A 24,002-nucleotide genomic window follows, 5' to 3' on the forward strand; every position below is an offset into this window, starting at 1 on the left:
CTTTTCAACCTATTACTTCGCTACCGCCACTGATTCACCAGTTGATTTGTAAACGCGAGTTTTCACGCCATCAATCACTTGGTAACCAACACGGTCAGCCTTCTGGGTTGTAGCATTTAAAATTGCCACGTTTGAGATATGAAGCGAAGCTTCTTGAGTAACGATACCGCCTTCAGCGCCAGTTACACGATTCGGCTTTTGATGCTTCTTCACTAAGTTAAGGCCTTCAACCTTAACGCGGTCTTCAGAAACAGACAAAACAGTACCCTGTTTGCCTTTTTCTTTACCTGCGATCACGATAACCTGATCGCCTTTTTTAATCTTAGCCATGATTGCCTCTTATAGAACTTCAGGAGCCAATGAAATGATTTTCATGAACTGTTCAGTACGAAGTTCACGAGTCACTGGTCCGAAGATACGAGTCGCAATCGGAGCTTTGTTGTTGTTCAAAATAACTGCAGCGTTATCATCAAAACGGATCACAGAACCATCTGGACGACGAATGCCGAACTTAGTACGAACTACAACTGCATTCATCACGTCACCTTTTTTAACACGTGCGCGTGGAATAGCTTCTTTTACAGTAACTTTAATAATGTCGCCAACAGAAGCATAACGACGATGTGAACCACCAAGTACTTTAATACATTGTACGCGGCGAGCACCACTGTTGTCTGCTACGTCGAGCATAGTTTCGGTTTGAATCATTGCCCTACTCCAAAACCGAGCATCACCGGTCACAATTTCGAAAGGCTCAAAGAGTACTCGAAATTGACCGATGATGCAACAAGAACGTCGAATTACTCAGCAGCTGCTTCAACTACTTCCACTAAAGTCCAAGCTTTAGTTTTAGAAATTGGGCGGCTTTCTTTAATGGTTACAACATCGCCAATTTTAGCAACGTTGTTCTCATCATGAGCGTGTAACTTAGTTGAACGGCGAATTGATTTGCCATACAACGGGTGTTGAACGCGGCGTTCGATAAGGACAACAATAGATTTGTCCATTTTGTCGCTTACTACTTTGCCGGTTAACGTGCGGACTGTTTTTTCACTCATTGTCCGTTCCCCTGTTTTTCGGTAAGGAGTGTCTTAATACGAGCAATTGTCTTACGAGCAACTTGCACTTCGTGCGATTTACCCAACTGACCAGTTGCTTTCGCCATACGAAGACGGAATTGGTTAAGCTGTTGCTCATCAAGCAAAGCTTTCAACTCTTCTACCGATTTTTCACGTAGATCTTTAGTTTTCATTACATTACCGTCCGAGTCACGATAGTGGTTTTAAACGGAAGTTTAGCAGCAGCTAAAGCAAAAGCTTCACGTGCCAAGTCTTCGTTCACACCTTCAATTTCGTACAGGATCTTACCTGGTTTGATCTCACAAACCCAATATTCCACGTTACCTTTACCGTTACCCATACGAACTTCTAATGGTTTTTCGGTAATTGGTTTGTCCGGGAATACGCGAATGAAGATTTTACCACCACGTTTAATACGACGGCTAATGGTACGACGTGCAGCTTCAATCTGACGTGCAGTCATACGACCACGCTCAGTTGCTTTAATTGCAATCGAACCAAATGATACTGTACTACCACGATGTGCTAGACCAGTGTTACGGCCTTTGTGCACTTTACGGAATTTGGTACGTTTAGGTTGCAACATGGATTATTCTCCCTTGTCAGCAGCACGGTCACCGCGACGACCACGACGCTCTTGACCTTCACCACGACCACGACCGCGTTTAGCTGGACGTTCTTCAGCAGGAGCAGGGTTCATGACTTGTTTCATGCCACCTAAAATCTCACCACGGAAAATCCAAACTTTAACACCAATCGTACCGTAAGTAGTTTCAGCACGCATAGTTGCATAGTCGATGTCCGCACGAAGAGTGTGCAAAGGTACACGACCTTCACGATACCATTCTGTACGAGCGATCTCTGCACCACCTAAACGGCCAGAAACTTCAACTTTGATACCTTTAGCACCAGCACGCATAGTGTTTTGAACCGCACGCTTCATAGCACGACGGAACATTACACGTTTTTCTAATTGAGAAGCGATTGCTTCAGCAACTAAACGCGCGTCCAAGTCTGGGCGATCAATTTCGTTGATGCTTACTTGCGCTGGAACACCCATGATGTTGGTAAGTTCGCGCTGTAATTTTTCAATGTCTTCGCCTTTTTTACCGATTACGATACCAGGACGAGCTGTGCTAATTGTTACTTTAGCAGCACCTGATGGACGTTCGATAAGAATATTGCTAACCATCGCATTCTTAAGTTTTTTAGTTAAAAACTCACGAACTTGAAGATCTTTAAGCAAGTATTCAGCGTATTGTTTCGGATTCGCATACCAGTTAGCGTTATGACGTTTCACAACACCTAGGCGGATACCGATTGGATGAACCTTCTGACCCATATCAAACCCCTACCTTAACGGTGATGTGACAAGTACGCTTAGTAATACGATCTGCACGGCCTTTAGCACGTGGCATAATACGTTTAAGGCTCATGCCTTCGTCAACGTAAATCGTAGAAACTTTAAGGTCGTCAACATCTAAACTGTTATTGTGTTCAGCGTTTGCAATTGCAGATTCCAATGCTTTTTTAACTAAAACTGCAGCTTTTTTGTTGCTGAAGTTCAAGATGTTTAAAGCATGTGCAACAGACTTGCCACGGATTAAGTCCGCAACCAAACGTGCTTTTTGTGCCGAGATAGCGGCACCGCGTAATTTAGCAGTTACTTCCATCATGACACCTATTAACGTTTAGACTTCTTGTCAACACCGTGACCACGATAGGTACGAGTTGGCGCGAATTCACCGAGTTTATGACCAACCATATGCTCAGTAACAATTACTGGAACGTGGTTACGGCCATTGTGAACAGAAATTGTTAAACCAACAAAGTCTGGAAGGATCATCGAACGACGAGACCAAGTTTTGATCGGCTTGCGAGAGTTACTAGCAACAGCCGCTTCAACCTTAGCGAACAAGTGCGCATCGACGAATGGGCCTTTTTTCAGAGAACGAGGCATTAGTCAGATTCCTTTACTTGACGCGACGGTCGCGAATAATCATCTTAGTCGTACGCTTGTTGGTACGTGTCTTGTACCCTTTAGCTTTTTGACCCCATGGGCTTACAGGTTGAATACCTTTGTTACGCCCTTCACCACCACCGTGTGGGTGATCAATCGGGTTCATCGCCATACCACGTACGGTAGGACGAACACCACGCCAGCGTGCAGCACCAGCTTTACCTAATGAGCGAAGGTTGTTTTCTTGGTTAGAAACTTCACCAATTACAGCGCGGCATTCAACGTGTACTTTACGCATTTCGCCTGAACGAAGACGAATGATTGCGTAAGAACCATCACGACCCAACAATTGAACTGAAGCACCAGCAGAACGTGCTAATTGAGCACCTTTACCGATTTTAAGTTCAACGTTATGAAGTGTAGAACCGATTGGCATGTTACGAAGTGGTAAACAGTTACCTGGACGAATTGGAGCATCGTTACCAGATTGTACTTTATCACCAGCACGTAAGCCTTTAGGCGCAATGATATAACGACGCTCACCGTCAGCATATTTCAATAATGCAATATGCGCTGTACGGTTTGGATCGTATTCAATACGTTCTACAACAGCAGGTACGCCATCTTTGTTACGTTTAAAGTCAACGATACGGTAATGTTGCTTATGACCACCACCAACGTGACGAGTAGTAATGTGACCGTTGTTATTACGACCACCAGTACGTTTTTTTGCTTCTACCAACGGTGCATAAGGCGCGCCTTTGTGAAGATGGTCATGAACCACTTTCTCTACAAAGCGACGTCCTGGAGACGTTGGCTTACATTTTTGAATCGGCATAATTTTCGTCCTTATTCCGCTGCGCTTTCAGCGGTATCGCCCAAGTCAGCCATTTCAACATCTTGGCCGGCTTTCAGGGTGACGTATGCTTTTTTAACATCAGAACGACGTCCTAATGTACGACCAAAGCGCTTAGTCTTACCTTTAGTAATAGTTGTGTTAACTTTAACAACTTCTACACCAAAAAGTTTTTCAACTGCTTTTTTGATTTCAAGTTTAGTAGCGTTGATATCTACTTTAAATACTTGAACACCAGCAGTATCACCTAAAACTTGTGCCTTTTCTGAGAAGACTGGTCCTTTTAGGACTTGATAGATACGTTCGTTGTTCATCCGAGTTCTACCTCAATTTTCTTAGCAGCAGCTACAGACATCACAACTTTATCAAACGCGATCAAGCTTACAGGATCGATTGCAGTTGCATCTACCACATCAACGTGTGGAAGGTTGCGCGCTGCAAGATATAAGTTCTCATCTACAGCATCTGTAACGATCAAAGCACGAGCTGCATTTAAATCGTTAAGTTTTGCAAGCAATTCTTTAGTTTTTGGAGCAGCAACAGCGAACTCTTCAACTAAAACAAGGCGATCTTGGCGAACAAGTTCAGCTAAGATACATTGCATTGCACCGCGATACATTTTACGGTTTACTTTTTGAGACCAATCTTGTGGACGAGCAGCAAAAGTTTTACCACCACCAACCCAGATTGGGCTACGAATAGAACCCGCACGAGCGCGACCAGTACCTTTTTGACGGAATGGTTTTTTACCACCGCCAGAAACGTCTGCACGTGATTTGTGAGCACGAGTACCTTGACGACCACCTGCTAAGTAAGCAGTAACAACTTGGTGTACAAGAGCTTCGTTAAATTCACGTCCGAAAGCTACTTCAGACAATTCAACAGCAGAGCCGGAAACAGTTTTTAAATTCACGGTATTTCCCCTCAGGCCTTGATGGTAGGACGTACGATAACGTCACCGCCAGTTGCACCAGGAATTGCACCCTTAACAACCAAAACTGAACGTTCAGTGTCAACAGATACGATTTCAAGACCTTGTACTGTTACGCGTTCATCACCTAAGTGACCAGCCATTTTTTTGCCTTTGAACACGCGTCCAGGAGTTTGGTTTTGACCTGTAGAACCTAAAACACGGTGAGAAACAGAGTTACCGTGAGTAGCATCTTGGGTACGGAAATTCCAACGTTTAACACCACCTTGGAAACCTTTACCTTTTGATTGACCAGTTACGTCAACAATTTGACCAACTGTGAACAAATCAACGCCAATAGTACCGCCAACTTCACGGCCTTCAAGCTCAGCTTCAGTAACACGAAACTCTTTAACTAAACGACCAGCAGCAACACCCGCTTTAGCGAAGTGACCTTTTTGAGCGTTAGTTACGCGAGACTCGCGACGTTCACCAGTAGTTACTTGAACAGCTTGATAACCATCAGTTTCAAGTGTTTTGATTTGCGTAATGCGGTTTGGATCGACTTCGATGACTGTAACAGGTACAGAAACACCAGCATCTGTAAAGATGCGAGTCATACCACATTTGCGACCGACTAAACCAATAGCCATGTGCATAAACCTCTAAAAAAGCGGCCTAATTAACTAATCGTTAATTAACCGAAAGCCTTAACCCAAAGCGATCTGAACATCAACACCAGCTGCAAGATCTAACTTCATCAATGCATCAACAGTTTTATCTGTAGGTTGAACGATGTCGATCAAACGTTTGTAGGTGCGGATTTCGTACTGGTCACGCGCATCTTTGTTAACGTGCGGTGAAGTAAGAACGTTGAAGCGTTCGATGCGAGTAGGCATCGGAATTGGACCACACACTTGTGCGCCGGTACGCTTAGCGGTTTCTACGATCTCTTGAGCAGATTGATCAATCAGACGATGATCAAAAGACTTAAGACGGATACGAATTCTCTGGTTAGACATACCAGTAAACTCCAAGCCAAATATATAAAGAATCACCTTTGACGCATCTCACCTATCTGGTAAGTGTCAAAGGCAGTGATAATCACCAAGGTCGTGATCGATGCCACGACTGTAATGCACATTTACTACTTTCTTCGCAGTAAATGCCCTCTTCTTGAGGGTCGCTTATTATAACGATTGTTTAAGTCTTATGCAATTCTCTTTTTCTATTTTCTGCTCAATTCATCCTTTTTCTCATCAACTCTATATTTTTATTGATTGACCACGAACTCTATTGCCCTGTTTAAAAGTTGATTGCCTTGTTCAAACTTTTGGATGTCGCAATGATGTAGTTCATCTAAAGATTGAACATACTCACCTTTAAAAATAGAAAGCTCTTGTTCGTTCTCTAAAAGAAGATTTAATACCTTCGGTGTCATTTCTGGATGAAATTGAAAACCAAGAACATTTGAACCAATTTGGTACATCTGGTTACGACAAACTGAGTTCTCTGCTAAATGAATCGCACCTTTAGGAATCTCAAAAGTTTCACTATGCCACTGCATTACATTTATTTTTTCTGGTAATAAAAAGCTTTCTTTAGGTAAATTCGGCACCCTTTGTACGGTCGACCATCCCAATTCTTGATAACGGTTTCTACTAACGGCGGCTCCTAGTGCATTGGCAATAAGTTGGCCTCCGAGACAAAGTCCTATCGCAGGCTTTCCCGCCGCCAAATAACGACGTATCCATCTTTTTTCTATTTTTAACCATGGATAATTTGCCTCATCATTTACACTCATAGTTCCCCCCATAATAAGTAGCAAATCCACATCTTCAATATGTGGCAATGCTTCTATTTCCAAAGGGAGATCAACTGGAAGTGCAAAAAACTCTGTAGCTGTTATCGTTGCATGGTGTGCTTTTAAGAATGAATAGCAGCTTCCAAAACCTTCGCCAGCAATATGTTGAAAATAGTGAACACGTAAATGCGACTTCATGCGCTTAAACCTATTGTTGTTAGAATGTTGGTTTGATCTTTGCAAAAATAAAGCCAAGTTTTAATGAATGTTACACTAGTAACGAAACATCTTAGAAATAATCAAAAATCTAGCAGTTAAGTAAGTTTTCTCTTAATCTAATCTCATTATGTAAAGTATAGCGCCCCATGAAAAAGCATAACAATTTCCAAACCCAACTCATTCATGCACCACGAAAAGCACCTCAATTTATTGAAACCGTGCAACCTCCCTTATTTCGTGCATCAACTATTATTTTTAAATCAACTTCGCACCTTTTTGACCGTCATTGGACCGATCCTTATGACTATAGTTATGGCACCCACGGTACGCCTACGACATTCACACTAGGCGATAATATTGCTCAAGTTGAGGGTGGTTTATACTGCCTACTTGCTCCAAGCGGGTTATCTGCGATTAATCTCGTAAATTCTGCTGTGCTAGCAACAGGTGATGAAGTTTGGGTGCCAGACAACATATATGGTCCGAATCTGGAACACCTAAACTACTTAAAAGATCAATATGGAATTAATGTTCAAGTTTATAACCCGATCGATGTCTCAAGTTTCCAGCCTTCTGATAAAACCAAGTTGCTATGGTTAGAAGCAGCAGGTTCTGTCACTCTTGAATTTCCAGATCTCAAAGCGCTAGTAAAAAAAGCAAAAGCACATGGCGTTTTAACTGCACTAGATAATACTTGGGGAGCTGGCCTCGCCTTTAATGCTTTTGATTTTTCCGATGAGCATTTATCAGTGGATTTAACCATTCATGCGCTTACCAAATATCCAAGTGGTGGTGGCGATATTTTAATGGGAAGTGTGGTAACTCGTGATGAGAAGTTACATCACCGTTTGTTCCGAATGCATGCCATTTTAGGGATTTCGGTATCTGGTGATGATACCGCCCAAATTCAACGCAGTCTTGCGCATATGTCATTAAGGTATGAGCAACAATCAAATAATGCTAAAACCCTACTGACATGGTTAAAAGAGCAACCTCAGTTTGCACAAGTTCTACATCCAAGTGATAAAGCTGCACCTGGTCATCAATACTGGCAAGAAATTTGCTCAACAGGTAAAAGTGCAGGCTTAGTGAGTGTTGTATTCAAATCTGATTATGATATTTCAGCAGTACGCCGTTTTTGTGATGCTCTTAAGCTATTCAAAATTGGTTTTAGTTGGGGAGGACCTGTGAGTCTCGTCATGCTTTATGATTTAAAAATGATGAGAAAACTTGAAAATACACATTTACAACAAGGTTTGTTGGTTCGCTTCTGTATAGGGCTAGAAGATCCACAAGATTTAATTCAAGATATCGAAAATGCTTTGAAACAAATGTAAAACGACAACATCAATAGTGGCTCACACTAAGGGATAAAAATATATGGGTACACCGATTGTTATTGCAAAAAATATTAACGACACATCAAAAGAAATTGTTTTACTTTCCCAATTTGCCAACCGGCACGGCCTGATTGCAGGTGCGACCGGTACAGGTAAAACAGTCACCCTAAAGGTGCTCGCAGAGAGTTTTTCTCGAATCGGCGTTCCCGTCTTTCTTGCCGACGCAAAAGGTGATGTTTCGAGTCTCGCAAAAGCTGGTGAAGCTTCGGATAAATTTAATGAACGCTTAAAGCTTTTACAGATCGACAGTGTTCCATTTGCAGCCAATCCAGTTGTTTTCTGGGATTTATTTGGCCAGCAAGGCCACCCTATTCGAACCACTATTTCTGAAATTGGGCCAATTTTATTAGCACGTATACTCAACTTAAATGACACCCAAGAAGGTGTTTTATCTGCCGTATTCCGTATCGCAGACGACCAAGGGTTACTTCTGGTCGACTTTAAAGATTTAAAAGCCATGATCACTTTTGTAAGTGAACATGCAGCTGAGTTTAAAGCCGAATATGGCAACTTATCTCCAGCCAGCTTAGGCGCTATTCAACGCAATCTTCTTGCTCTTGCCGACCAAGGTGGAGAGCAGTTTTTTGGAGAGCCAGCTTTAAATATTCTGGACTTTATACAAACCGACGCAAATGGGCATGGTTATATCAATATTCTTGCGGCTGACAAGCTCATGAATACACCTAAGCTATATGCTACTTTCCTGTTATGGATGCTTTCAGAATTATTTGAACAGCTTCCAGAAGTTGGTGATATGGATAAACCTAAACTCGTGTTTTTCTTTGATGAAGCTCACCTGTTATTCGACAACGCCAGTCAAGCTTTACAAGAAAAAATTGAACAAGTTGTACGTTTAATTCGTTCTAAAGGTGTGGGAATTTATTTTATTACCCAAAACCCGCTCGACTTACCAGAAAGTGTTTTAGGGCAACTCGGCAACCGTGTACAACACGCTTTACGTGCCTTTACTCCTAAAGATCAAAAAGCAGTAAAAACAGCAGCAGACACATTCCGCTCTAATCCCGATTTTAAAGTAGATGAAGCAATTACCGAGCTCGGTGTAGGTGAAGCACTGATTAGTTGTCTAGATGAACAAGGTACACCTCAAATTGTAGAACGTGGTTGGGTTATGCCTCCTTACTCTTCATTTACGCCTATCACTCCAGAAGAGCGTCAGACCTTAATTTCGCAAAGTATTATTGCCGGGGTTTATGAACAAGCTGTAGATCGTGATAGTGCCTATGAAATGCTCCAAAACAAAGTGGCTGAACGGGAACAGCAAAAACAAGATGCAGAACTCGCAAAACAGCAAGCGAAAGAACAGGAAACCTTAGCGAAACAACAAGCCAAAGAACAAGAGCGTCTAGCACGTGAACAGCAAAAAGAAGAGGAACGTGCGGCGCGTGAAAGAGCTAAACTTACTCAAGATATTGTCGGAACTTTTGCAAAAAGTGCCGCTCGCAGCTTAGGTGGTAGTACTGGCCAAAAATTAGTACGGGGACTACTCGGCTCATTATTTGGAAAATAAAATTTATTTTTAAATCAGTATATTAATTTAAGGGATTTTATATCCCTTAAATTTTTTAAGGTTTTTATTAAAAAGCTATTGCTACAACTATTTTAAAGATGTATTTTAAATACATCTTATATAGCCAGATAATTAAGGTCTAGCCATGACTCCACAACAAATTGAACTCGTTAAATCTACTGTACCTGTATTGCGTGAACATGGTGTTACTCTAACTACATACTTCTATAAGCGTATGTTGAATAACAACCCAGAATTAAAAAATGTTTTTAATCTTGATGATCAGACCAGCCTGCGCCAACCTCGTGCTCTTGCAGCAGCTGTACTCGCGTATGCTGAAAATATTGAGAATCCTACGGTGCTTGCCAAAGCGGTTGAACGCATTACCACTAAGCATGTCAGTTTAGATATTCAGCCAGATCAATATGCAATTGTGGGCGACAACTTGCTTCATTCAATTAGTGAAGTTTTAAATGTTCCATTTGAATCAGAACTCATTGAAGCGTGGAAACAAGCTTACTTACAGTTGGCAGATATCTTAATTGGTGTTGAAAAACAAAAATATGAACAACTTGAAAGCTTGAAAGGTGGATGGGCTGGCTGGCGTTCATTTGAAATTACGCAAATTGACCCACTTGAGTCTGGCAAACGCTTTACTTTAAAGGCAACTGATCATGAAGATGTACTCACCAGCCCAGCAAATGCTTTTATTTCTGTAAAAGTTCAAGTACCTAACCAACAGCTTGAACAACCAAAAGCATTTAAGTTCACAGAGGCTCAAGAGGACAATACTTATCATTTTGATGTTCAACCAGAAGAAGACCATACAGAGTTCTCTGTTTCAAACATTTTGCTTGAGCACTATAGAGTTGGTGATCAAGTACAAGTTTCAGCTCCTTTAACGCTGTAACTTAAAAAGCTCTAGCCTGAAAGTTTTATTCTTTAGACTTTCAGGCTAAGATGATCAACCTCCTAACCTTTAGTTTTTGGTGATCATGCAACTTAATAAATTTACCGATTATGCTTTGCGAATATTAATGTATGTCGCTCGTCCAAGTGATGCGCCGTACACGATTGCAGAAATCGCTCAAGATTTATATGTTTCGCAAAATCATCTTGTGAAGGTTGTCCATTTTATGGGTAAACAAGAGTGGATTATTACCATTCGCGGCAAAGGTGGTGGAATTCGATTAAATCCAAAAGCTTTAGATTTAAAACTTGGAACAATTGTCCGAATTTTACAAGGTGACCACCAAATTGTTGAATGCAATACACCACCTTGTGTTTTACGCTCCCATTGCGGTTTGAAAGGTATTCTTGATCAAGCTTTGGAAAGCTTTTATCAAAGTTTAGATCAATATACGTTGGGTGAAGTTTTACAACAGCCAAAATCTGCTTCAGATCACTCCCCTATCGCCTTTTTACAACTCTAGAGCCCGTAATTCTATTTATCTTTTTAAGCAAGCTTACTGAAAATTAGCAAGAATAACCAAGCTCCTTTATACTAGGCGCGAGCCCTCTCATTTAAAAAGTTATTTTTTATGCGTCGTAGTGAAAAATCGAAAGACACCAAAGCCAGACTCGCACCCAAGCAAAAGATCAGTTATGAAAAGAAACCGGATCCAGCGATTACAGCCTATGCTGTGCAATCTCTAAACTGGTTACGCCAAGCTGAATTTTTAATGAGTGCTCCGAAATTGGCACTATGTGTTGAAGATAGTGGCTACGAGATTGCGTTTGCCGGACGTTCAAATGCAGGAAAATCTAGCGCAATTAATGCATTAACAAACCAGAAACAGCTTGCACGTGCCTCCAAAAAACCTGGGCGCACGCAAATGATTAACTTTTTCAGCCTAGGTAACCCAGATCAACGCTTAGTTGACCTTCCTGGTTATGGTTATGCAGCCGTACCGGAAGATATGAAACGTGTATGGCAAAAAGAATTAGAAAACTATCTAATCCATCGTAAAAGCTTACAAGGTTTGGTTTTACTCATGGATATTCGCCACCCTTTACAGCACTTTGACATGATGATGCTAGAGTGGGCTTATTCACGCCATTTATTTGTTCATATTCTTTTAACCAAAGCAGACAAACTGAACCGCGGTCCAGCGAACAAAGTATTGCTTGAAGTTAAACAACAACTGAAAAAAATGAAGCTTGATTTCTCGATTCAGCTTTTTTCTTCATTAAACAAACTAGGTTTAGAAGAGCTAGCAAGTGTGATGGCTGGACGTCTGCACTTTACGCTTGAACAACAGCCAGAATTTGACGTTGATACAATCCCAGAAGCGAGCGATGAGGATGCAGAAGAGTAAATCGTCAAAACAGATACAATTTCTTCATTAAATTTATATTCAATTGGCCCCTATTGCTAAACACAAATGTAGGGGCTTTTTTTATACTCATCATAACTTCATCGAGTTAAAAATCAGGACTAAATGATGAAATTGCTATCTTTTTTGAAGAATAAGGCTTTAGGTTCTTCTATTGATTATAAAATTCTTCCACGCAAGGTAAAATTTGACTGGAAAGATACCCCTGTAGACTGGATTCCAAACCAACCGTTTGCAAGTTATTTTATTAATGAAATTAACAATATCTTGCCTGCTGGAGAGTTCTGGTTTTGCCGGCTCTATAACAAGGTTTTACCTCGTATTACTGATGAAAAACTTAAACAGGATGTACAAGCATTTATTCGCCAAGAAGCAATGCATGCAAACGCACACACTTCTGCCAATAAAGAATATTTAAGTGCACGCAATATTGATATCCAGAGAAATCTGGACATTATGAATTATCTATTTACTACTGCTTTGGCAGATAAGCCTTTTGACAAAGAAGTTCCGCAATTCTTGCAAGAGCAATGGGATTTATTCCGTTTAGGTGTTATCGCGACAGTTGAGCACATGACATGTGTCCTAGGTAAATATGCGCTTTATAACAAACGCTGGGAAGAGTTAGGCGCAGATCCAGAAATGGTAGACTTGGTAAAATGGCATGGTTCAGAAGAAATTGAACACCGCACGGTTGCTTTCGATTTATATCGCCATTTAGGAGGCGGTTATATGCCGCGCTATTATTTAAGTCTTGCAGTAATTGTGCTTGTGTTAGGACTATGGGTAGACGGCGCTGCACATATTATGAAGCAAGATCCACGTTTTGCTGATGCTGCCAAATCAAGATTTTTCCCAGCTTGGGTTGCTCTAGAATGGTATAAAATTAGCCGAAAAGATAATCAGGTTTTACCAAACCCAATCTGGCTTATTGCTCAGCAAATTGACTATCTCATGCCGTGGTATGATCCAGTTAAAGAAGGTAGCACTGAAGATGCGGTAAGTTATTTATCGCAGTCGCCAGCAGCCAAAAGAGCTGAATTACAAGCAGCTTAAAATAAAAAAGCAGGATATAAATCCTGCTTTTTTATTTAGAGATTAGATACTGATATCTTTATCTTTGGTATATCGATCTACTACCACACTAATCATCATATCTCCCTGCACATTTACAACCGTTCTTACCGTATCGAGTAAACGATCGATTGGAAGTAAAATCGCAATTGCTTCGGCAGGTAAACCCACAGACTGTAATACCATAATCATGGTAACCATACCCGCACTTGGAATTCCTGGTGCTCCAAGTGATGCGATCATTGCGGTTAGGCACACTACAATTTGTTGTGTCAGGTTTAAGTCTAGTCCAACTAGATTTGCCACAAAGAGCGCGGCAGCAGCTTCATATAAAGCTGTACCATCCATGTTGAGCTGTGTACCCAATGGAATCACAAAACCTGCAGTTTGAGGACGAACACCTAAGTTTTCCTGTGCGCATTTCATACTCAGCGGCATAGTGGCAGAGCTAGAGCTCGTTGCAAATGCGGTAATTAAAGCTGTACGTGTGCCTTTGAAGAAAGTCCAAGGGCTCATACGACCAAAAATCCAAAGCAGTAGCGGTAAAACAACAGCGCCATGAAAAATAGTAGTACCTGTTACCACAGCAGCAAACTCCGCCAATCGGCTTAATACTGAAATGTCTTCGGTAGCCATTAATTTAGCGAGTAAGGCAAAAATACCTAACGGCGCCAATTTCATTACCCAGCCTACTAGCATCATCATCATTTCAAAAAACTGATGACTCAATACCCGAATACTTTTAAAACGTTCGCCACCATGAACTAAAGCAACACCCACAAATAGAGCAAACACGACGACAGCTAAAACATTTCCGTCACTAAAAGCTTTAAATGGGTTAATTAAAGTATTTTGAATAAAATTAGTGAAGAAAGTTGCCGGGTTTAAACTATCTGGTGTTTGATAGCTTTGCATAGATGCCTGAAAAATTGAAATATCTACACCTCGCCCGACCTCAAACAAATGAGCACAGCTAATACCTAAAATTAAGGCCAAGGTGGTGGTGGTGATACAACACAAGAATGTGATTTTCCAAACTGGGCCTAATTGTCCACCTGCCTGCAAATTTGAAACTCCAACCACAATGGAGCTAAAAATTAATGGCACCAACAACATTTTAAGTAGCCCAATAAAAACACTACTTAATATGCCTAATCCATATAAACTGTGCTTTACAAAAGCAGTGTCCGGATACATGGTAAGTAGGAAGCCAAAGGCTAAACCTAAAATGGCAGCAATCAGAATTTGTGTATTTAAGTTCATATCAACATTATTTTTTTCAGTAGGCAATCCTTTTGTAAATATGACATGAGCTTGCTTTTCATTCGAGCAATTTTTTGTCACATCGTTTCAATTAAAAATAAAAAAGCCATCTTTTCAGATGGCTCATCGTTATTTATTGAGTTTCAATTTCCCGTAAACGCATCAAACCCTCTTGCACCGTACTACATACGAGTTGGCCATTTTGCCACATACGGCCAAAGTTTAAACCACGAGAAGCCGCACTAACTGTAGCTTCCATGTCATAGAGCATCCATTCATCAGCACGAAGTGGGCGATGGAAATAAATCGCATGATCAATACTGGCACATTGCAAACTTGGAGAAATATAACTTAAGCCATGTGGTCTTAAAGCTGTTGTCATCAAAGTAAAGTCTGAGTAAAACGCTACAATTGCTTGATGCAATGAAATATCATCTAGCTGTTTTGGAATACGGTCATGGGTACGGATATAGTGCGCATTAAAAGGCGCTTCCGGTTGTGGTTGAAATGGATTGACTGGATCAATCGGACGGATTTCAACATGACGCTCACGCATAAAACTTGCACGAACATTTTCCGGTACAAAATTCAGGATACCTTCTTTCAGCTCACTTTCCGATTTTAGCGCTTCAGGAGCTGGGTAATCTGGTTCTGGATGCTGATAGTTCAAGCCTTCTTCAGGGTTAGCAAAAGACACCATTGCCGAGAAAATAACTCGTCCATGCTGAATTGCCCGAACTTGACGGCTGACAAAGCTTTTGCCATCACGCAAACGGTCTACTTCATAGATGATTGGAGCATTAATATCACCACCATATAAAAAGTAGGCATGCAGAGAATGCGCAGGACGATCAGTTGTGTAAGAAGCAGCACGTAATGCTTGACCGAGAACCTGACCTCCAAAAACACGTTTACCGACCAAATTACGGCTAATTCCACGGTAAATATTTTCTTCAAGCTTTTCTAAAGTGAGCAGCTCAACCAGTTCTTGGGTTAACGCATTCATGAGAGATACCTTCATATTGCAGGCAAAATTGGTATTAAAGGACAGATGTGTAGAATCTATTGTGCCATAAAAAACTATTTGTACATGGAACAATCAGTCAACTTCTGACAAACATTGCCTTTAAAACAGCTAAAAATACGATTTTTAACGATAAAAAATGCCAAAAGAATTATAATTTATCAGAAAATAGCATATTGTTTTTTTTAATAAATACCGCAAAATATTTACCCTCTGCCTTTGGTGCCGGGATTTGTCTTTAAGAAGTAGGAGTTCTTATGTCCAAGAGTGGGTTTGGTCAAATGTATCGTCGGCTTTCGAGTAAACTACTTGACCTCGTGGTAACACCACATGTTCTTGGGGAAGTTCCTACTGAACCAGTATCAACAACAGAAACAGAAGCGAAGACCGAGCGCCAAAAAGTAGTGTGCTATGTCTTGCAAAATCATTCTCGCAGTAATGCTTTAGTGGTGGATGGGGAAACTCGCCGCTTAAATTTAAAGCCAGCGCTAGATCCATTAGTCATCGGTACTCATCAGGAAAAAGCTTCAGTTTTATTTTTACAACACAATGATGAAAATAACCTACTGAATCCCCCTCCTCATGCTTTTCCGCCACGTTTAATTAAACTAATCGAAGTTTTACAAGCAAATCCTGAACTCGACATAGAACTGGTTCCGGTAACCGTTTTATGGGGTCGTTCTCCAGATAAAGAAGACTCTTGGTTTAAGTTGTTATTCTCAGATACATGGGCAACACCAAGTACAGTTAAACAGCTTGTGAATATTGGTTTGCATGGTCGCCAATCTTATTTGGAATTCCATGAACCACAGTCTTTACGTGACCTCGTTGAATATGCTCAGAAGCATTATCCAAACCTTTCACCAGCAACTTATATTGTTAGCACTTTAAATGACTACCTTGATCGCCAACGCGAAGTTGTTTTAGGCCCTGACTTATCTGACCGCCGCAATGTCATGCAGTCGGTATTAAAGTCTCGTGATGTTCAAGAAGCCATTCGACGCGAAAGTATTCGCGGTAAAATCAGCATGCTTGAAGCAGAGCGTCGTGCGATTGGTTATGTGAATGAAATCGTATCTGATTATTCTCACTCAGCAGTACGTTTTGCAGATTTGGCGTTAACACGTCTATGGACTCAGCTTTATGACGGCGTAGAAGTTCATAACTTCAGTACTGTCCGAGAGCTTGCAAAAGACTATGAAATTGTTTACACACCATGTCACCGTAGCCACATTGACTACTTACTACTGTCTTATGTGATTTATAAACGTGGCTTGATGGTTCCGTATATTGCTGCGGGCGACAACCTAAACTTACCTTTCGTTGGTCAGCTTTTACGTGGTGGCGGTGCCTTCTTTATTCGCCGCTCTTTCCGTGGTAATGGTCTCTATACTTCTGTATTTAAAGAATATTTATATAGTATTCTTTCTCGCAACACACCACTTGAATACTTTATTGAAGGTGGACGTTCGCGCACAGGCCGCTTATTACCACCGAAAACCGGCATGCTCGCAATGACAGTCCATAGTCATTTACGTGGCCGTGCCAAGCCGATTGTATTTGTGCCAACTTACATTGGTTATGAGCGTCTTATGGAAGGTTCAACCTATGTAGGCGAAATGCAAGGTAAGCCAAAAGAAGCCGAGTCTATTTTTGGTATTTTAAAAACACTCCGAAAAATTGAACGTATTTTCGGTAAAGTACACGTTAACTTTGGTGAACCTGTTTTTCTAGATGACTTGCTTAAACAGCATAATGCTGAGAACGTTTATATTGAAAAGAACGATGACCCAGTGCCACCTGCTGTTTCAGAGGCAGTAAACAGTTCTGCAAATGCGATTTTAGAAAATATTAACCGTGCGGTAGTGATTAATCCGGTTTCTTTACTTTCAATTATCTTGCTTGCAACACCAAAGCATACACTTGATGAAGAAATCTGTATTAAGCAGCTTGAAGCTTACCGCAATTTAGCATCAAATTTCCCTTACGATCAGCGCACAGAAGTGACGCCGCTATCTGGTAAGGAAATTATTGCTTATGGCTTAAAGCTTAAATTGATTAAGCGCGTACAGCATGCCCTTGGTGACATTATTGCGATTGAAGATAACCAAGCGGTTCTCCTCACCTATTTCCGCAATAACATTTTGCATGCATTCGTTTTACCTTCATTGATTGCATCTCTTGTTGAACATAACGGGAAAATTAGCCGTGCTGATTTAAGCAATGTTATCTATACACTTTATCCATTCTTAAAAGCCGAACTATTCCTTAAATGGAAAAGTAGCGAACTTAAAGAACAGATTGAGCAATATGCAGATGCATTGGTTCAATCAAATCTTATTCAACAAGATGACGAAGGCAATTTAATTAGCTCTGCACCAAATACTGAAGAGCATAATCAGCTTGTTGTATTAGCAACACCTGTTAAACAAAGCCTTGAACGTTATTACATGACTTTAGCTTTAATCACTCAGCGTGGTTCAGGCAATATTTCAGCAAAACAAGTTGAAGAATTAAGTCATTTATTAGGCCAACGTTTATCAGTTCTTTATGAATTTAACTCTCCTGAATTCTTTGACAAAGCATTGTTCCAAAGCTTTATCAAAGTTTTAACTCAACAAAACTACATTCGAACGAATGACCAAGGCCAAATTGAGTTTGATGATAATTTCCGTCAGATGGCAGCAGGCGCACAGTTGGTGCTTGATGAAGTAACATTACAAATGTTGCAACACATCACAACCTTTACTGATGAAGAGTTAAAAGAAGCTCTTGAAGCAATGGCTTCTCAGCAAGCCAAACGCCGTTTAAAACGTAAAAAAGCTTAAAGTCTTCATGCAAAATAAAAGGCAACTTAAGTTGCCTTTTATTTTATCTACTCATTGGACATTCAAAGTAACGCGGATCATCAATACAACGTAAGCGTTTCATTAGCTCCACAAAGTAGGCATCGTAATAACCGGAGCGAACATATTGATTGCGTATTTTTGCCACCATAATGTCATAGCTCTGCTTTTCGTAAAAAGAAACGTCAACCCAATAATAGGCTGGTAAATGGTTTTCCCATTGTATAGCTCGATTCGTTAATAATTGACTATTTTGGACAAACCAAGCCCGAATTTTCCGTCCAAAATTGGCTGGATAAGCTTGTGGTTTAATAATTATATTTACCCCGAAATACGCCAAAGGAAAATTAATCACCTGAGTATCTGGCCCAAAATCTTTCTGTAGGTTATAAGGCAAAAGACCATAAACAGGCGCTGGCATAATATCGATTTTATTTTGTCGAAACTGCGCAATCGCATTCGATAAATCAACATATACTGGCTGCGCACCTACACTTCTCACCAAAGCTTGTTGTGGCGGGTTATTGGCCAGAACTCCAATTCTTTGACCTCTAAGCTGTGCCACTTTTGATATTTTTTTGGTTTTCATGACCATATTTGCAGTTCCAACCGGAATCATACCAACTGCTTCATAGTCTTTATTAATTAATCTTTTCTCAATTGTAGGATGATTTAAAAGCTGCAATAGATTTCGTGCAGTCCGGTTATTGGGTATAAGACCAATACCTGAGGTACTACCCATAAAATGATTATACTGATAAGTATTAAAGTTACTGGCTGCTAAGCCTGAGCATTTACCCTCATCAAAGGCTTGAATGGCTTGCTGCTCTTTTTGATAACTAACGACTTTGAATTTAACCTGATATTGCTGAGCATATAAACGAATGTCATTTAGTCGACGCGTAATATCCCCTTGGGTACCCGCTGGATCATATGCACACCACACCTGATCCCCAGCCCAACTCGTAACTGACGTTACACTCAAAAAGAGAGCTAAACAAAATTTTTTCACTTTTAACCTTTTTATCTTTATCGGCAATTTAACTGCCTCATCAGGTATTTCTGTTGTTATTTAAAGTTTAGTCTAAATTTTAATTTGTACCATGAGCATTTAAACATAATAAATAGTCATTAAAGCAAATTGGATGCTCAAGTTGAAAACCCGTCTCAAACAAATGTTTCGCATAAATTTTTTTGCCTGACACATGAGCTGAATCTAAGGTAAGTAGCGGTAAATCTAACTGACTTTGAAACCACAGTAAGACTTCATGCAAAGGTACAGGTGCATTATTAGCAACAAGATAACTTTTATGGGGTTTTTCAAAATCAGCTAAAAATGCCAAAAACCTTGCTAAATCATCAATATGAATACGGTTACTATAGTGAATATTTGGATAGGTTTGCGTGTGCTCAGCCATTCGTTTTAGGCGATCAATAGAAGCCCCATAAATCCCTGTAGGACGTACAATCACGCACTGTGACGGAAAATACTTTTGCCATAGCAATTCCATATTGTGCAAGATATGCCCTTGGGCATCGTTTGGGTGAATCTCACTATGATCATCAATTGTTTCACCAGAATTTTCACCATATACCCGCGTAGATGACACCACAATTAATCTTTTAACCGGATGCGATTTTAAAGCCTGACGAATAGGCTCAATACTATCCACATAAGTATGCTGATAACCTTCAACAGTACTATCGTCTGGTGAAAGTAAAATATACACTACATCTACAGGTGCAATTTCGCTTAAATCGAGCGTAAAAATATCCTGTACGAGATGTGTCCCATAAGGGTCTGTCTTTTCACTACGGCTAATTGTGGTAATTTGATGTCCTTTCTCAAATAGTTGTTTAGCAACACGCTGAGATGTTTTACCATAACCGATAAATAATATATGCATAGAGAACTCGTTGAGGGGACATGACTTCAGTCCATCAGTTACAAGGCGTTGGATCGGCTTCAGCAGCCCTACTCGAAAAACTAAATATTTTTACCACAGATGATTTGCTGTTTCATCTGCCCCGTGATTATGAAGATCGCAGTACCATTATTCCTATGAATCAATTGGTGGTTGGTCGTAGTTATTTACTCGAGGGTGAAGTCAAATCTGTTGATTTCCCTCCAGGTAAACGTAAATCTATGGCCGCATTAATACAAGATGAATTTGGTAAGGTGACTTTACGCTTTTATCATATTTATAAAAATTTAACCGACAAAATAAAACCTGGTAACCGTTTACGTATTTTTGGTGAAGTTCGCGTAGGTGCACGAGGGCTTGAGCTTTATCATCCAGAAATTCAACTTATTAATGAACATACTCCCCTTCCAAAAACGCAGCTCACAGCAATTTATCCAAGTACCGATGGACTAACACAAGCTAAATTACGCGAATATGTTAAACAAGCGTTGAAGCATCATAGTGATGCTTTACCCGAGTTACTCCCTAAACAATATACAAATGGGTATGCACTCAAAGAAGCTTTACATTACATTCATGAGCCACCAGTTGATGCCAATATGATCCAATTGGCTCAAGGCTCTCATCCTGCGCAGCAACGTCTTATTTTTGAAGAGCTGGTCGCACATCAAATTAGTCTTCTCACTCGACGTGCTTATATTCGTCAAATTGCTTCACCTGCTTTTCCGAGTAGTAAAGTGCTTGCAAAAAAGCTGCTAGAAGCTTTACCTTTTCAAATGACCAACGCACAAAAACGTGTATCAAAAGAAATTTTAAACGACTTAAAACAACATCAACCTATGCTGCGTTTGGTACAAGGTGATGTAGGGGCTGGAAAAACTTTAGTTGCAGCGGTTGCAGCATGTCACGCATTAGAAGCAGATTGGCAAGTGGCTTTAATGGCACCCACCGAAATTTTAGCAGAGCAGCATTATTTAAATTTTAAACGCTGGTTTGAACCTTTAGGTATTACGGTAGCTTGGTTGTCGGGTAAACAAAAAGGGAAAGCGCGGGCACACGCTGAGCAACAAATTAAAGAAGGCCATGCTGAACTGATTGTGGGTACTCATGCCTTATTTCAAGATAACGTTGAGTTTGCAAAACTAGGACTCGTGATTATTGATGAGCAGCACCGATTCGGGGTCGATCAACGATTAGCCTTACGTAATAAAGGCGCCGAACAGCTCACCCCACATCAACTGGTCATGACTGCAACGCCAATTCCTAGAACACTGGCAATGAGTGCTTATGGCGATTTAGATACATCAATTATTGATGAATTACCGCCAGGTCGAACTCCAATTCAGACCGTCACGATTCCGCTAGATCGTCGTGAAGAAGTACTGCATCGAATTGCTTCAAACTGCCGAGAAGGCAAACAGGCCTACTGGGTATGTACTCTGGTTGAACAGTCCGAAACTTTAGATGCTCAAGCCGCCGAAGCCACCTATCAAGAAATGAAAGAGCGCTTTCCTGAACTTAATATTGGTTTGGTTCATGGCAAAATGAAAGCCGATGAAAAACAGGCTGTCATGCAAGCATTTAAAAACAATGAACTACAACTGCTAATTGCCACAACTGTTATTGAGGTTGGAGTAGATGTACCCAATGCGTCAATTATGGTCATTGAAAATGCTGAACGATTAGGGCTTTCACAGCTACACCAATTACGAGGGCGTGTAGGACGAGGTGCAAAAGCCAGTTTTTGCGTTCTTCTCTATAAACCACCACTTTCACAAAATGGGCAAGAAAGACTTTCAATTTTAAGAGAAAGTAATGATGGCTTTGTTATTGCTGAAAAAGATCTTGAGCTAAGAGGCCCGGGTGAGTTATTAGGAACAAAACAAACAGGTGATATGGGTTTCCGTGTCGCACGTTTAGAGCGAGATGATCATTTATTGAGTCAAGCACACTACGTTGCACAACAAGTTCTAAAAGATTACCCTGAGCAAGCTGATGCCTTATTGAAGCGCTGGCTTCCTGAAGCTCCTCGATACGCATATGTTTAAGTTTTTAAACCCACAGTATCTTTTTCAGTTGCTGTCCCCTTGCCTACTTTGCGAAATAGGAACACGGGAAAAATACTCTCTTTGTAAAGAATGCTGGGAACAGCTACCGTGGCTTAAGCAAACCATTCAGCGCAATGATCAGTCTGTTCTTGTGGCCTGTCACTACGCCTATCCAATTAACCGGATCATTCAGCAGTTTAAATATGAACAAAAATTACATTACCAAACCTTACTTGCTGAAGTTTTACAGCAATTAAAATTTCCTAAGGTACAAGCGATTGTACCCATGCCTATTTCTAAACAACGTTTAACTGAACGTGGTTTTAATCAATCCTTATTACTCGCCAATCTTTTGAGTAAGCAATTAAAAATACCAGTTTGGCAGCCTGTACAACGCTTAAATGAGCATTCTCAAAAGGGATTATCTCGACTCGAAAGATTTGAAAATATTGAACAGCAATTTGTTGCGCTCACTCAAGAAAAACGGCGTTATCGTCGTGTACTGATTATTGATGATGTAATCACAACAGGAAGTTCAATTCACGCTTTAAGTCAGGCGCTAAAACAGCTAGGGTGTACATCTATTCATGCCAGTTGCCTAGCTGCTGCTTCATCTACATCATATTAAAATTATAGAGTTATAGATAAGTTCTGCTCACACCACGGAATTACAATTTCTTTGGTTAATGGTGCGAGTTTTGTCTCGGAATCATTAAATTTCACCCACTTCATTTCAGCAATTTCAGCTGCAATTTGTGGGGATTGTTTTAATCGAACCAAATATAAATGGCTAATAAGCTTGTGATCCGGTTCATTGGCAGCTGCTGTCTCAAAACGCCCTATAAACTGTTCTATTACACACGGGCTGCCTATTTCTTCCAAGATTTCACGCTGTATAGCACTTTCCGGAGCCTCATTCGGCTCCAGTTTACCGCCTACCTGCATAAAAGCTTGTGTATTACGCTTTCTGACAAGCAATAATTCATTTTGTTCATTTAAGATCACCGCAGCGGCGACCGTAATTGTTTTCACCTATTTAACCTCATTTATGGTTGAACGTCGGCATTTGTCCATTTCGGAGCAGGAGCCTGATATTGCTCAAATTGTTGAAGAATATCTTCAATTTTGTCTGAGGCAATCAATTTATCAACAAACCGCGCTTGGCTAAATCCGTTATCTACAGTTCCCTGAATCATTTTAAGCAAATCTTCATAAAAGCCAGCTACATTTAGAAAAGCACACGGCTTTTGATGAATACCTAATTGTGCCCATGTCCATTGTTCAAAGATTTCTTCCAATGTACCTGCCCCACCTGGTAAAGCAATAAAACCGTCCGACAGATCTGCCATTTTGGTTTTACGCTCATGCATATTTTCGACGACATATAATTTTGTCAGTCCAGGATGAGCTAACTCGCGATCAACTAAAGCACGAGGAATTACCCCAATGACCTGCCCGCCGGCTTGCAAAGCACTATCAGCAACAACACCCATTAAACCAGAACGGCCACCGCCATAAACGAGTGTTTTACCTTGTTTAGCAATAGCTTCACCGGTTAATTGAGCAATTTGTTGAAAGATTGGGTTTGAACCAAGAGATGAACCACAGAAAATACAAATTGAATTCATAGTATAAAAACCGTTTTATTGAACTGTCATGCTGACAAACTAGACTATCGACAGAGTTTTTTTTTGCAAAATAGCGTATTGGCAAGTGTTTTTCGGCAAATC

The 24,002-nt window shown here is 40.6% G+C and carries 28 protein-coding genes and 1 pseudogene; 9 read left to right on the plus strand and 20 right to left on the minus strand.

Going from position 1 to position 24,002, the window contains the following annotated elements; all coding sequences use genetic code 11:
- Nucleotides 1-12 precede the first annotated feature (12 nt).
- From rplX to EG365_RS06015, 14 genes and pseudogenes are all read right to left on the minus strand, one after another.
- On the minus strand, nt 13-330 hold the full coding sequence (rplX, locus tag EG365_RS05950; protein ID WP_001062685.1) for a 50S ribosomal protein L24: 318 nt from the start codon (nt 328-330) through the stop codon (nt 13-15).
- A gap of 9 nt (nt 331-339) precedes the next feature.
- Nucleotides 340-708, minus strand: coding sequence for a 50S ribosomal protein L14 (gene rplN / locus EG365_RS05955; RefSeq protein ID WP_001982634.1), 369 nt, complete (start codon nt 706-708; stop codon nt 340-342).
- Nucleotides 709-800: 92 nt separating this feature from the next.
- Nucleotides 801-1,058 (minus strand): 30S ribosomal protein S17, encoded by a 258-nt coding sequence (gene rpsQ, locus EG365_RS05960; RefSeq protein WP_001291845.1) that lies wholly within the window; start codon nt 1,056-1,058, stop codon nt 801-803.
- Entirely contained in the window at nt 1,055-1,252 is a 198-nt protein-coding gene (rpmC, locus tag EG365_RS05965; RefSeq protein ID WP_000849928.1) for a 50S ribosomal protein L29, read from the minus strand. Before rpmC ends, rpsQ begins: the two co-directional genes overlap by 4 nt.
- Nucleotides 1,252-1,665, minus strand: coding sequence for a 50S ribosomal protein L16 (gene rplP, locus EG365_RS05970; protein WP_000941215.1), 414 nt, complete (start codon nt 1,663-1,665; stop codon nt 1,252-1,254). Before rplP ends, rpmC begins: the two co-directional genes overlap by 1 nt.
- Nucleotides 1,605-2,421, minus strand: a pseudogene (gene rpsC, locus EG365_RS05975) (30S ribosomal protein S3). Before rpsC ends, rplP begins: the two are co-directional and overlap by 61 nt.
- Before the next feature lies 1 nt (nt 2,422).
- Nucleotides 2,423-2,752, minus strand: coding sequence for a 50S ribosomal protein L22 (gene rplV, locus EG365_RS05980; protein WP_001982638.1), 330 nt, complete (start codon nt 2,750-2,752; stop codon nt 2,423-2,425).
- An 11-nt stretch (nt 2,753-2,763) separates the two neighbouring features.
- A complete protein-coding gene (rpsS, locus tag EG365_RS05985; protein ID WP_001138119.1) occupies nt 2,764-3,039 on the minus strand; it encodes a 30S ribosomal protein S19 in 276 nt (91 codons plus the stop codon).
- 13 nt (nt 3,040-3,052) lie between these two features.
- The gene (gene rplB, locus EG365_RS05990; RefSeq protein WP_001122317.1) at nt 3,053-3,877 is read right to left on the minus strand and encodes a 50S ribosomal protein L2; all 825 of its coding nucleotides are present in this window, start codon (nt 3,875-3,877) and stop codon (nt 3,053-3,055) included.
- 11 nt (nt 3,878-3,888) lie between these two features.
- Nucleotides 3,889-4,209 carry a 50S ribosomal protein L23 gene (rplW, locus tag EG365_RS05995; protein ID WP_001058538.1) on the minus strand — a complete coding sequence of 107 codons (321 nt, stop codon included), beginning with the start codon at nt 4,207-4,209 and terminating at the stop codon, nt 3,889-3,891.
- Complete coding sequence (gene rplD / locus EG365_RS06000) at nt 4,206-4,808, minus strand: 50S ribosomal protein L4 (RefSeq protein WP_001050255.1); 603 nt, start codon at nt 4,806-4,808, stop codon at nt 4,206-4,208. Before rplD ends, rplW begins: the two co-directional genes overlap by 4 nt.
- Nucleotides 4,809-4,819: 11 nt before the next feature.
- Nucleotides 4,820-5,458 carry a 50S ribosomal protein L3 gene (gene rplC / locus EG365_RS06005; protein ID WP_001982642.1) on the minus strand — a complete coding sequence of 213 codons (639 nt, stop codon included), beginning with the start codon at nt 5,456-5,458 and terminating at the stop codon, nt 4,820-4,822.
- A 57-nt stretch (nt 5,459-5,515) separates the two neighbouring features.
- On the minus strand, nt 5,516-5,827 hold the full coding sequence (gene rpsJ / locus EG365_RS06010; RefSeq protein WP_000070912.1) for a 30S ribosomal protein S10: 312 nt from the start codon (nt 5,825-5,827) through the stop codon (nt 5,516-5,518).
- A gap of 251 nt (nt 5,828-6,078) precedes the next feature.
- The gene (locus tag EG365_RS06015; protein ID WP_000835293.1) at nt 6,079-6,807 is read right to left on the minus strand and encodes a type 1 glutamine amidotransferase; all 729 of its coding nucleotides are present in this window, start codon (nt 6,805-6,807) and stop codon (nt 6,079-6,081) included.
- A 167-nt stretch (nt 6,808-6,974) separates the two neighbouring features.
- On the opposite strand from EG365_RS06015, the gene EG365_RS06020 reads away from it, so the two are divergent.
- The 6 genes from EG365_RS06020 (at nt 6,975) to EG365_RS06045 (ending at nt 13,148) form a co-directional block, all read left to right on the plus strand.
- The gene (locus EG365_RS06020) at nt 6,975-8,165 is read left to right on the plus strand and encodes a PLP-dependent transferase (RefSeq protein ID WP_000716517.1); all 1,191 of its coding nucleotides are present in this window, start codon (nt 6,975-6,977) and stop codon (nt 8,163-8,165) included.
- Between the two features lie 43 nt (nt 8,166-8,208).
- Nucleotides 8,209-9,756, plus strand: a complete 1,548-nt coding sequence (locus EG365_RS06025) for a helicase HerA-like domain-containing protein (protein ID WP_000537113.1) — start codon at nt 8,209-8,211, stop codon at nt 9,754-9,756.
- Nucleotides 9,757-9,901: 145 nt separating this feature from the next.
- Nucleotides 9,902-10,666: a globin domain-containing protein gene (locus EG365_RS06030; RefSeq protein ID WP_000188888.1), complete on the plus strand. Its 765-nt coding sequence runs from the start codon at nt 9,902-9,904 to the stop codon at nt 10,664-10,666.
- Nucleotides 10,667-10,751: 85 nt separating this feature from the next.
- Complete coding sequence (locus tag EG365_RS06035) at nt 10,752-11,189, plus strand: RrF2 family transcriptional regulator (protein WP_001176606.1); 438 nt, start codon at nt 10,752-10,754, stop codon at nt 11,187-11,189.
- Between the two features lie 108 nt (nt 11,190-11,297).
- Nucleotides 11,298-12,074, plus strand: a complete 777-nt coding sequence (yihA, locus tag EG365_RS06040) for a ribosome biogenesis GTP-binding protein YihA/YsxC (RefSeq protein ID WP_001254457.1) — start codon at nt 11,298-11,300, stop codon at nt 12,072-12,074.
- A 123-nt stretch (nt 12,075-12,197) separates the two neighbouring features.
- Nucleotides 12,198-13,148, plus strand: a complete 951-nt coding sequence (locus EG365_RS06045) for a metal-dependent hydrolase (RefSeq protein ID WP_001989884.1) — start codon at nt 12,198-12,200, stop codon at nt 13,146-13,148.
- Nucleotides 13,149-13,190: 42 nt separating this feature from the next.
- Here the strand turns inward: EG365_RS06045 and EG365_RS06050 are convergent, their stop codons facing one another.
- The gene (locus EG365_RS06050) at nt 13,191-14,456 is read right to left on the minus strand and encodes a dicarboxylate/amino acid:cation symporter (protein ID WP_002000599.1); all 1,266 of its coding nucleotides are present in this window, start codon (nt 14,454-14,456) and stop codon (nt 13,191-13,193) included.
- Nucleotides 14,457-14,562: 106 nt separating this feature from the next.
- Entirely contained in the window at nt 14,563-15,435 is an 873-nt protein-coding gene (locus tag EG365_RS06055) for an acyl-CoA thioesterase (RefSeq protein ID WP_000993136.1), read from the minus strand.
- A 275-nt stretch (nt 15,436-15,710) separates the two neighbouring features.
- On the opposite strand from EG365_RS06055, the gene plsB reads away from it, so the two are divergent.
- Nucleotides 15,711-18,281 (plus strand): glycerol-3-phosphate 1-O-acyltransferase PlsB, encoded by a 2,571-nt coding sequence (gene plsB / locus EG365_RS06060; protein WP_000045410.1) that lies wholly within the window; start codon nt 15,711-15,713, stop codon nt 18,279-18,281.
- A 43-nt stretch (nt 18,282-18,324) separates the two neighbouring features.
- Here plsB and adeT2 read toward each other — a convergent pair whose 3' ends face one another.
- Together adeT2 and EG365_RS06070 are read right to left on the minus strand one after the other, a co-directional pair.
- On the minus strand, nt 18,325-19,311 hold the full coding sequence (gene adeT2 / locus EG365_RS06065; protein ID WP_000712910.1) for a putative multidrug efflux protein AdeT2: 987 nt from the start codon (nt 19,309-19,311) through the stop codon (nt 18,325-18,327).
- A gap of 79 nt (nt 19,312-19,390) precedes the next feature.
- Entirely contained in the window at nt 19,391-20,206 is an 816-nt protein-coding gene (locus tag EG365_RS06070; RefSeq protein ID WP_000547774.1) for an NAD-dependent epimerase/dehydratase family protein, read from the minus strand.
- A gap of 20 nt (nt 20,207-20,226) precedes the next feature.
- Between EG365_RS06070 and recG the strand changes: the two genes are divergently transcribed.
- Both recG and EG365_RS06080 read left to right on the plus strand, forming a co-directional pair.
- Nucleotides 20,227-22,272: an ATP-dependent DNA helicase RecG gene (gene recG / locus EG365_RS06075; RefSeq protein WP_000204953.1), complete on the plus strand. Its 2,046-nt coding sequence runs from the start codon at nt 20,227-20,229 to the stop codon at nt 22,270-22,272.
- Nucleotides 22,265-22,900: a ComF family protein gene (locus tag EG365_RS06080; RefSeq protein ID WP_000472273.1), complete on the plus strand. Its 636-nt coding sequence runs from the start codon at nt 22,265-22,267 to the stop codon at nt 22,898-22,900. The genes recG and EG365_RS06080 overlap by 8 nt, the downstream gene beginning before the upstream one ends.
- Before the next feature lie 2 nt (nt 22,901-22,902).
- On the opposite strand, the gene EG365_RS06085 is transcribed toward EG365_RS06080, so the two are convergent.
- Together EG365_RS06085 and EG365_RS06090 are read right to left on the minus strand one after the other, a co-directional pair.
- Nucleotides 22,903-23,304 carry an NUDIX hydrolase gene (locus EG365_RS06085; RefSeq protein ID WP_000849701.1) on the minus strand — a complete coding sequence of 134 codons (402 nt, stop codon included), beginning with the start codon at nt 23,302-23,304 and terminating at the stop codon, nt 22,903-22,905.
- A gap of 14 nt (nt 23,305-23,318) precedes the next feature.
- The gene (locus tag EG365_RS06090; RefSeq protein WP_001084310.1) at nt 23,319-23,900 is read right to left on the minus strand and encodes a TIGR00730 family Rossman fold protein; all 582 of its coding nucleotides are present in this window, start codon (nt 23,898-23,900) and stop codon (nt 23,319-23,321) included.
- Between the last annotated feature and the right edge of the window lie 102 nt (nt 23,901-24,002).

Source organism: Acinetobacter sp. FDAARGOS_494, from assembly GCF_003812225.1.
In the GTDB taxonomy this organism is placed as follows: domain Bacteria; phylum Pseudomonadota; class Gammaproteobacteria; order Pseudomonadales; family Moraxellaceae; genus Acinetobacter; species Acinetobacter baumannii.

Excerpts from the sequence above, each read along its gene's own strand:
- plsB (WP_000045410.1), top strand. The coding sequence starts at position 15,711 with ATGTCCAAGAGTGGGTTTGGTCAAATGTATCGTCGGCTTTCGAGTAAA.
- EG365_RS06090 (WP_001084310.1), bottom strand. The coding sequence starts at position 23,900 with ATGAATTCAATTTGTATTTTCTGTGGTTCATCTCTTGGTTCAAACCCA.
- EG365_RS06020 (WP_000716517.1), top strand. The coding sequence starts at position 6,975 with ATGAAAAAGCATAACAATTTCCAAACCCAACTCATTCATGCACCACGA.
- yihA (WP_001254457.1), top strand. The coding sequence starts at position 11,298 with ATGCGTCGTAGTGAAAAATCGAAAGACACCAAAGCCAGACTCGCACCC.
- rplW (WP_001058538.1), bottom strand. The coding sequence starts at position 4,209 with ATGAACAACGAACGTATCTATCAAGTCCTAAAAGGACCAGTCTTCTCA.
- rpmC (WP_000849928.1), bottom strand. The coding sequence starts at position 1,252 with ATGAAAACTAAAGATCTACGTGAAAAATCGGTAGAAGAGTTGAAAGCT.
- rpsQ (WP_001291845.1), bottom strand. The coding sequence starts at position 1,058 with ATGAGTGAAAAAACAGTCCGCACGTTAACCGGCAAAGTAGTAAGCGAC.
- EG365_RS06035 (WP_001176606.1), top strand. The coding sequence starts at position 10,752 with ATGCAACTTAATAAATTTACCGATTATGCTTTGCGAATATTAATGTAT.
- EG365_RS06030 (WP_000188888.1), top strand. The coding sequence starts at position 9,902 with ATGACTCCACAACAAATTGAACTCGTTAAATCTACTGTACCTGTATTG.
- rplP (WP_000941215.1), bottom strand. The coding sequence starts at position 1,665 with ATGTTGCAACCTAAACGTACCAAATTCCGTAAAGTGCACAAAGGCCGT.
- rplC (WP_001982642.1), bottom strand. The coding sequence starts at position 5,458 with ATGGCTATTGGTTTAGTCGGTCGCAAATGTGGTATGACTCGCATCTTT.
- recG (WP_000204953.1), top strand. The coding sequence starts at position 20,227 with ATGACTTCAGTCCATCAGTTACAAGGCGTTGGATCGGCTTCAGCAGCC.
- rplV (WP_001982638.1), bottom strand. The coding sequence starts at position 2,752 with ATGGAAGTAACTGCTAAATTACGCGGTGCCGCTATCTCGGCACAAAAA.
- rplX (WP_001062685.1), bottom strand. The coding sequence starts at position 330 with ATGGCTAAGATTAAAAAAGGCGATCAGGTTATCGTGATCGCAGGTAAA.
- rplN (WP_001982634.1), bottom strand. The coding sequence starts at position 708 with ATGATTCAAACCGAAACTATGCTCGACGTAGCAGACAACAGTGGTGCT.
- EG365_RS06080 (WP_000472273.1), top strand. The coding sequence starts at position 22,265 with ATGTTTAAGTTTTTAAACCCACAGTATCTTTTTCAGTTGCTGTCCCCT.
- EG365_RS06025 (WP_000537113.1), top strand. The coding sequence starts at position 8,209 with ATGGGTACACCGATTGTTATTGCAAAAAATATTAACGACACATCAAAA.
- EG365_RS06015 (WP_000835293.1), bottom strand. The coding sequence starts at position 6,807 with ATGAAGTCGCATTTACGTGTTCACTATTTTCAACATATTGCTGGCGAA.
- rpsS (WP_001138119.1), bottom strand. The coding sequence starts at position 3,039 with ATGCCTCGTTCTCTGAAAAAAGGCCCATTCGTCGATGCGCACTTGTTC.
- rpsJ (WP_000070912.1), bottom strand. The coding sequence starts at position 5,827 with ATGTCTAACCAGAGAATTCGTATCCGTCTTAAGTCTTTTGATCATCGT.
- EG365_RS06045 (WP_001989884.1), top strand. The coding sequence starts at position 12,198 with ATGATGAAATTGCTATCTTTTTTGAAGAATAAGGCTTTAGGTTCTTCT.
- rplB (WP_001122317.1), bottom strand. The coding sequence starts at position 3,877 with ATGCCGATTCAAAAATGTAAGCCAACGTCTCCAGGACGTCGCTTTGTA.
- EG365_RS06070 (WP_000547774.1), bottom strand. The coding sequence starts at position 20,206 with ATGCATATATTATTTATCGGTTATGGTAAAACATCTCAGCGTGTTGCT.
- EG365_RS06055 (WP_000993136.1), bottom strand. The coding sequence starts at position 15,435 with ATGAATGCGTTAACCCAAGAACTGGTTGAGCTGCTCACTTTAGAAAAG.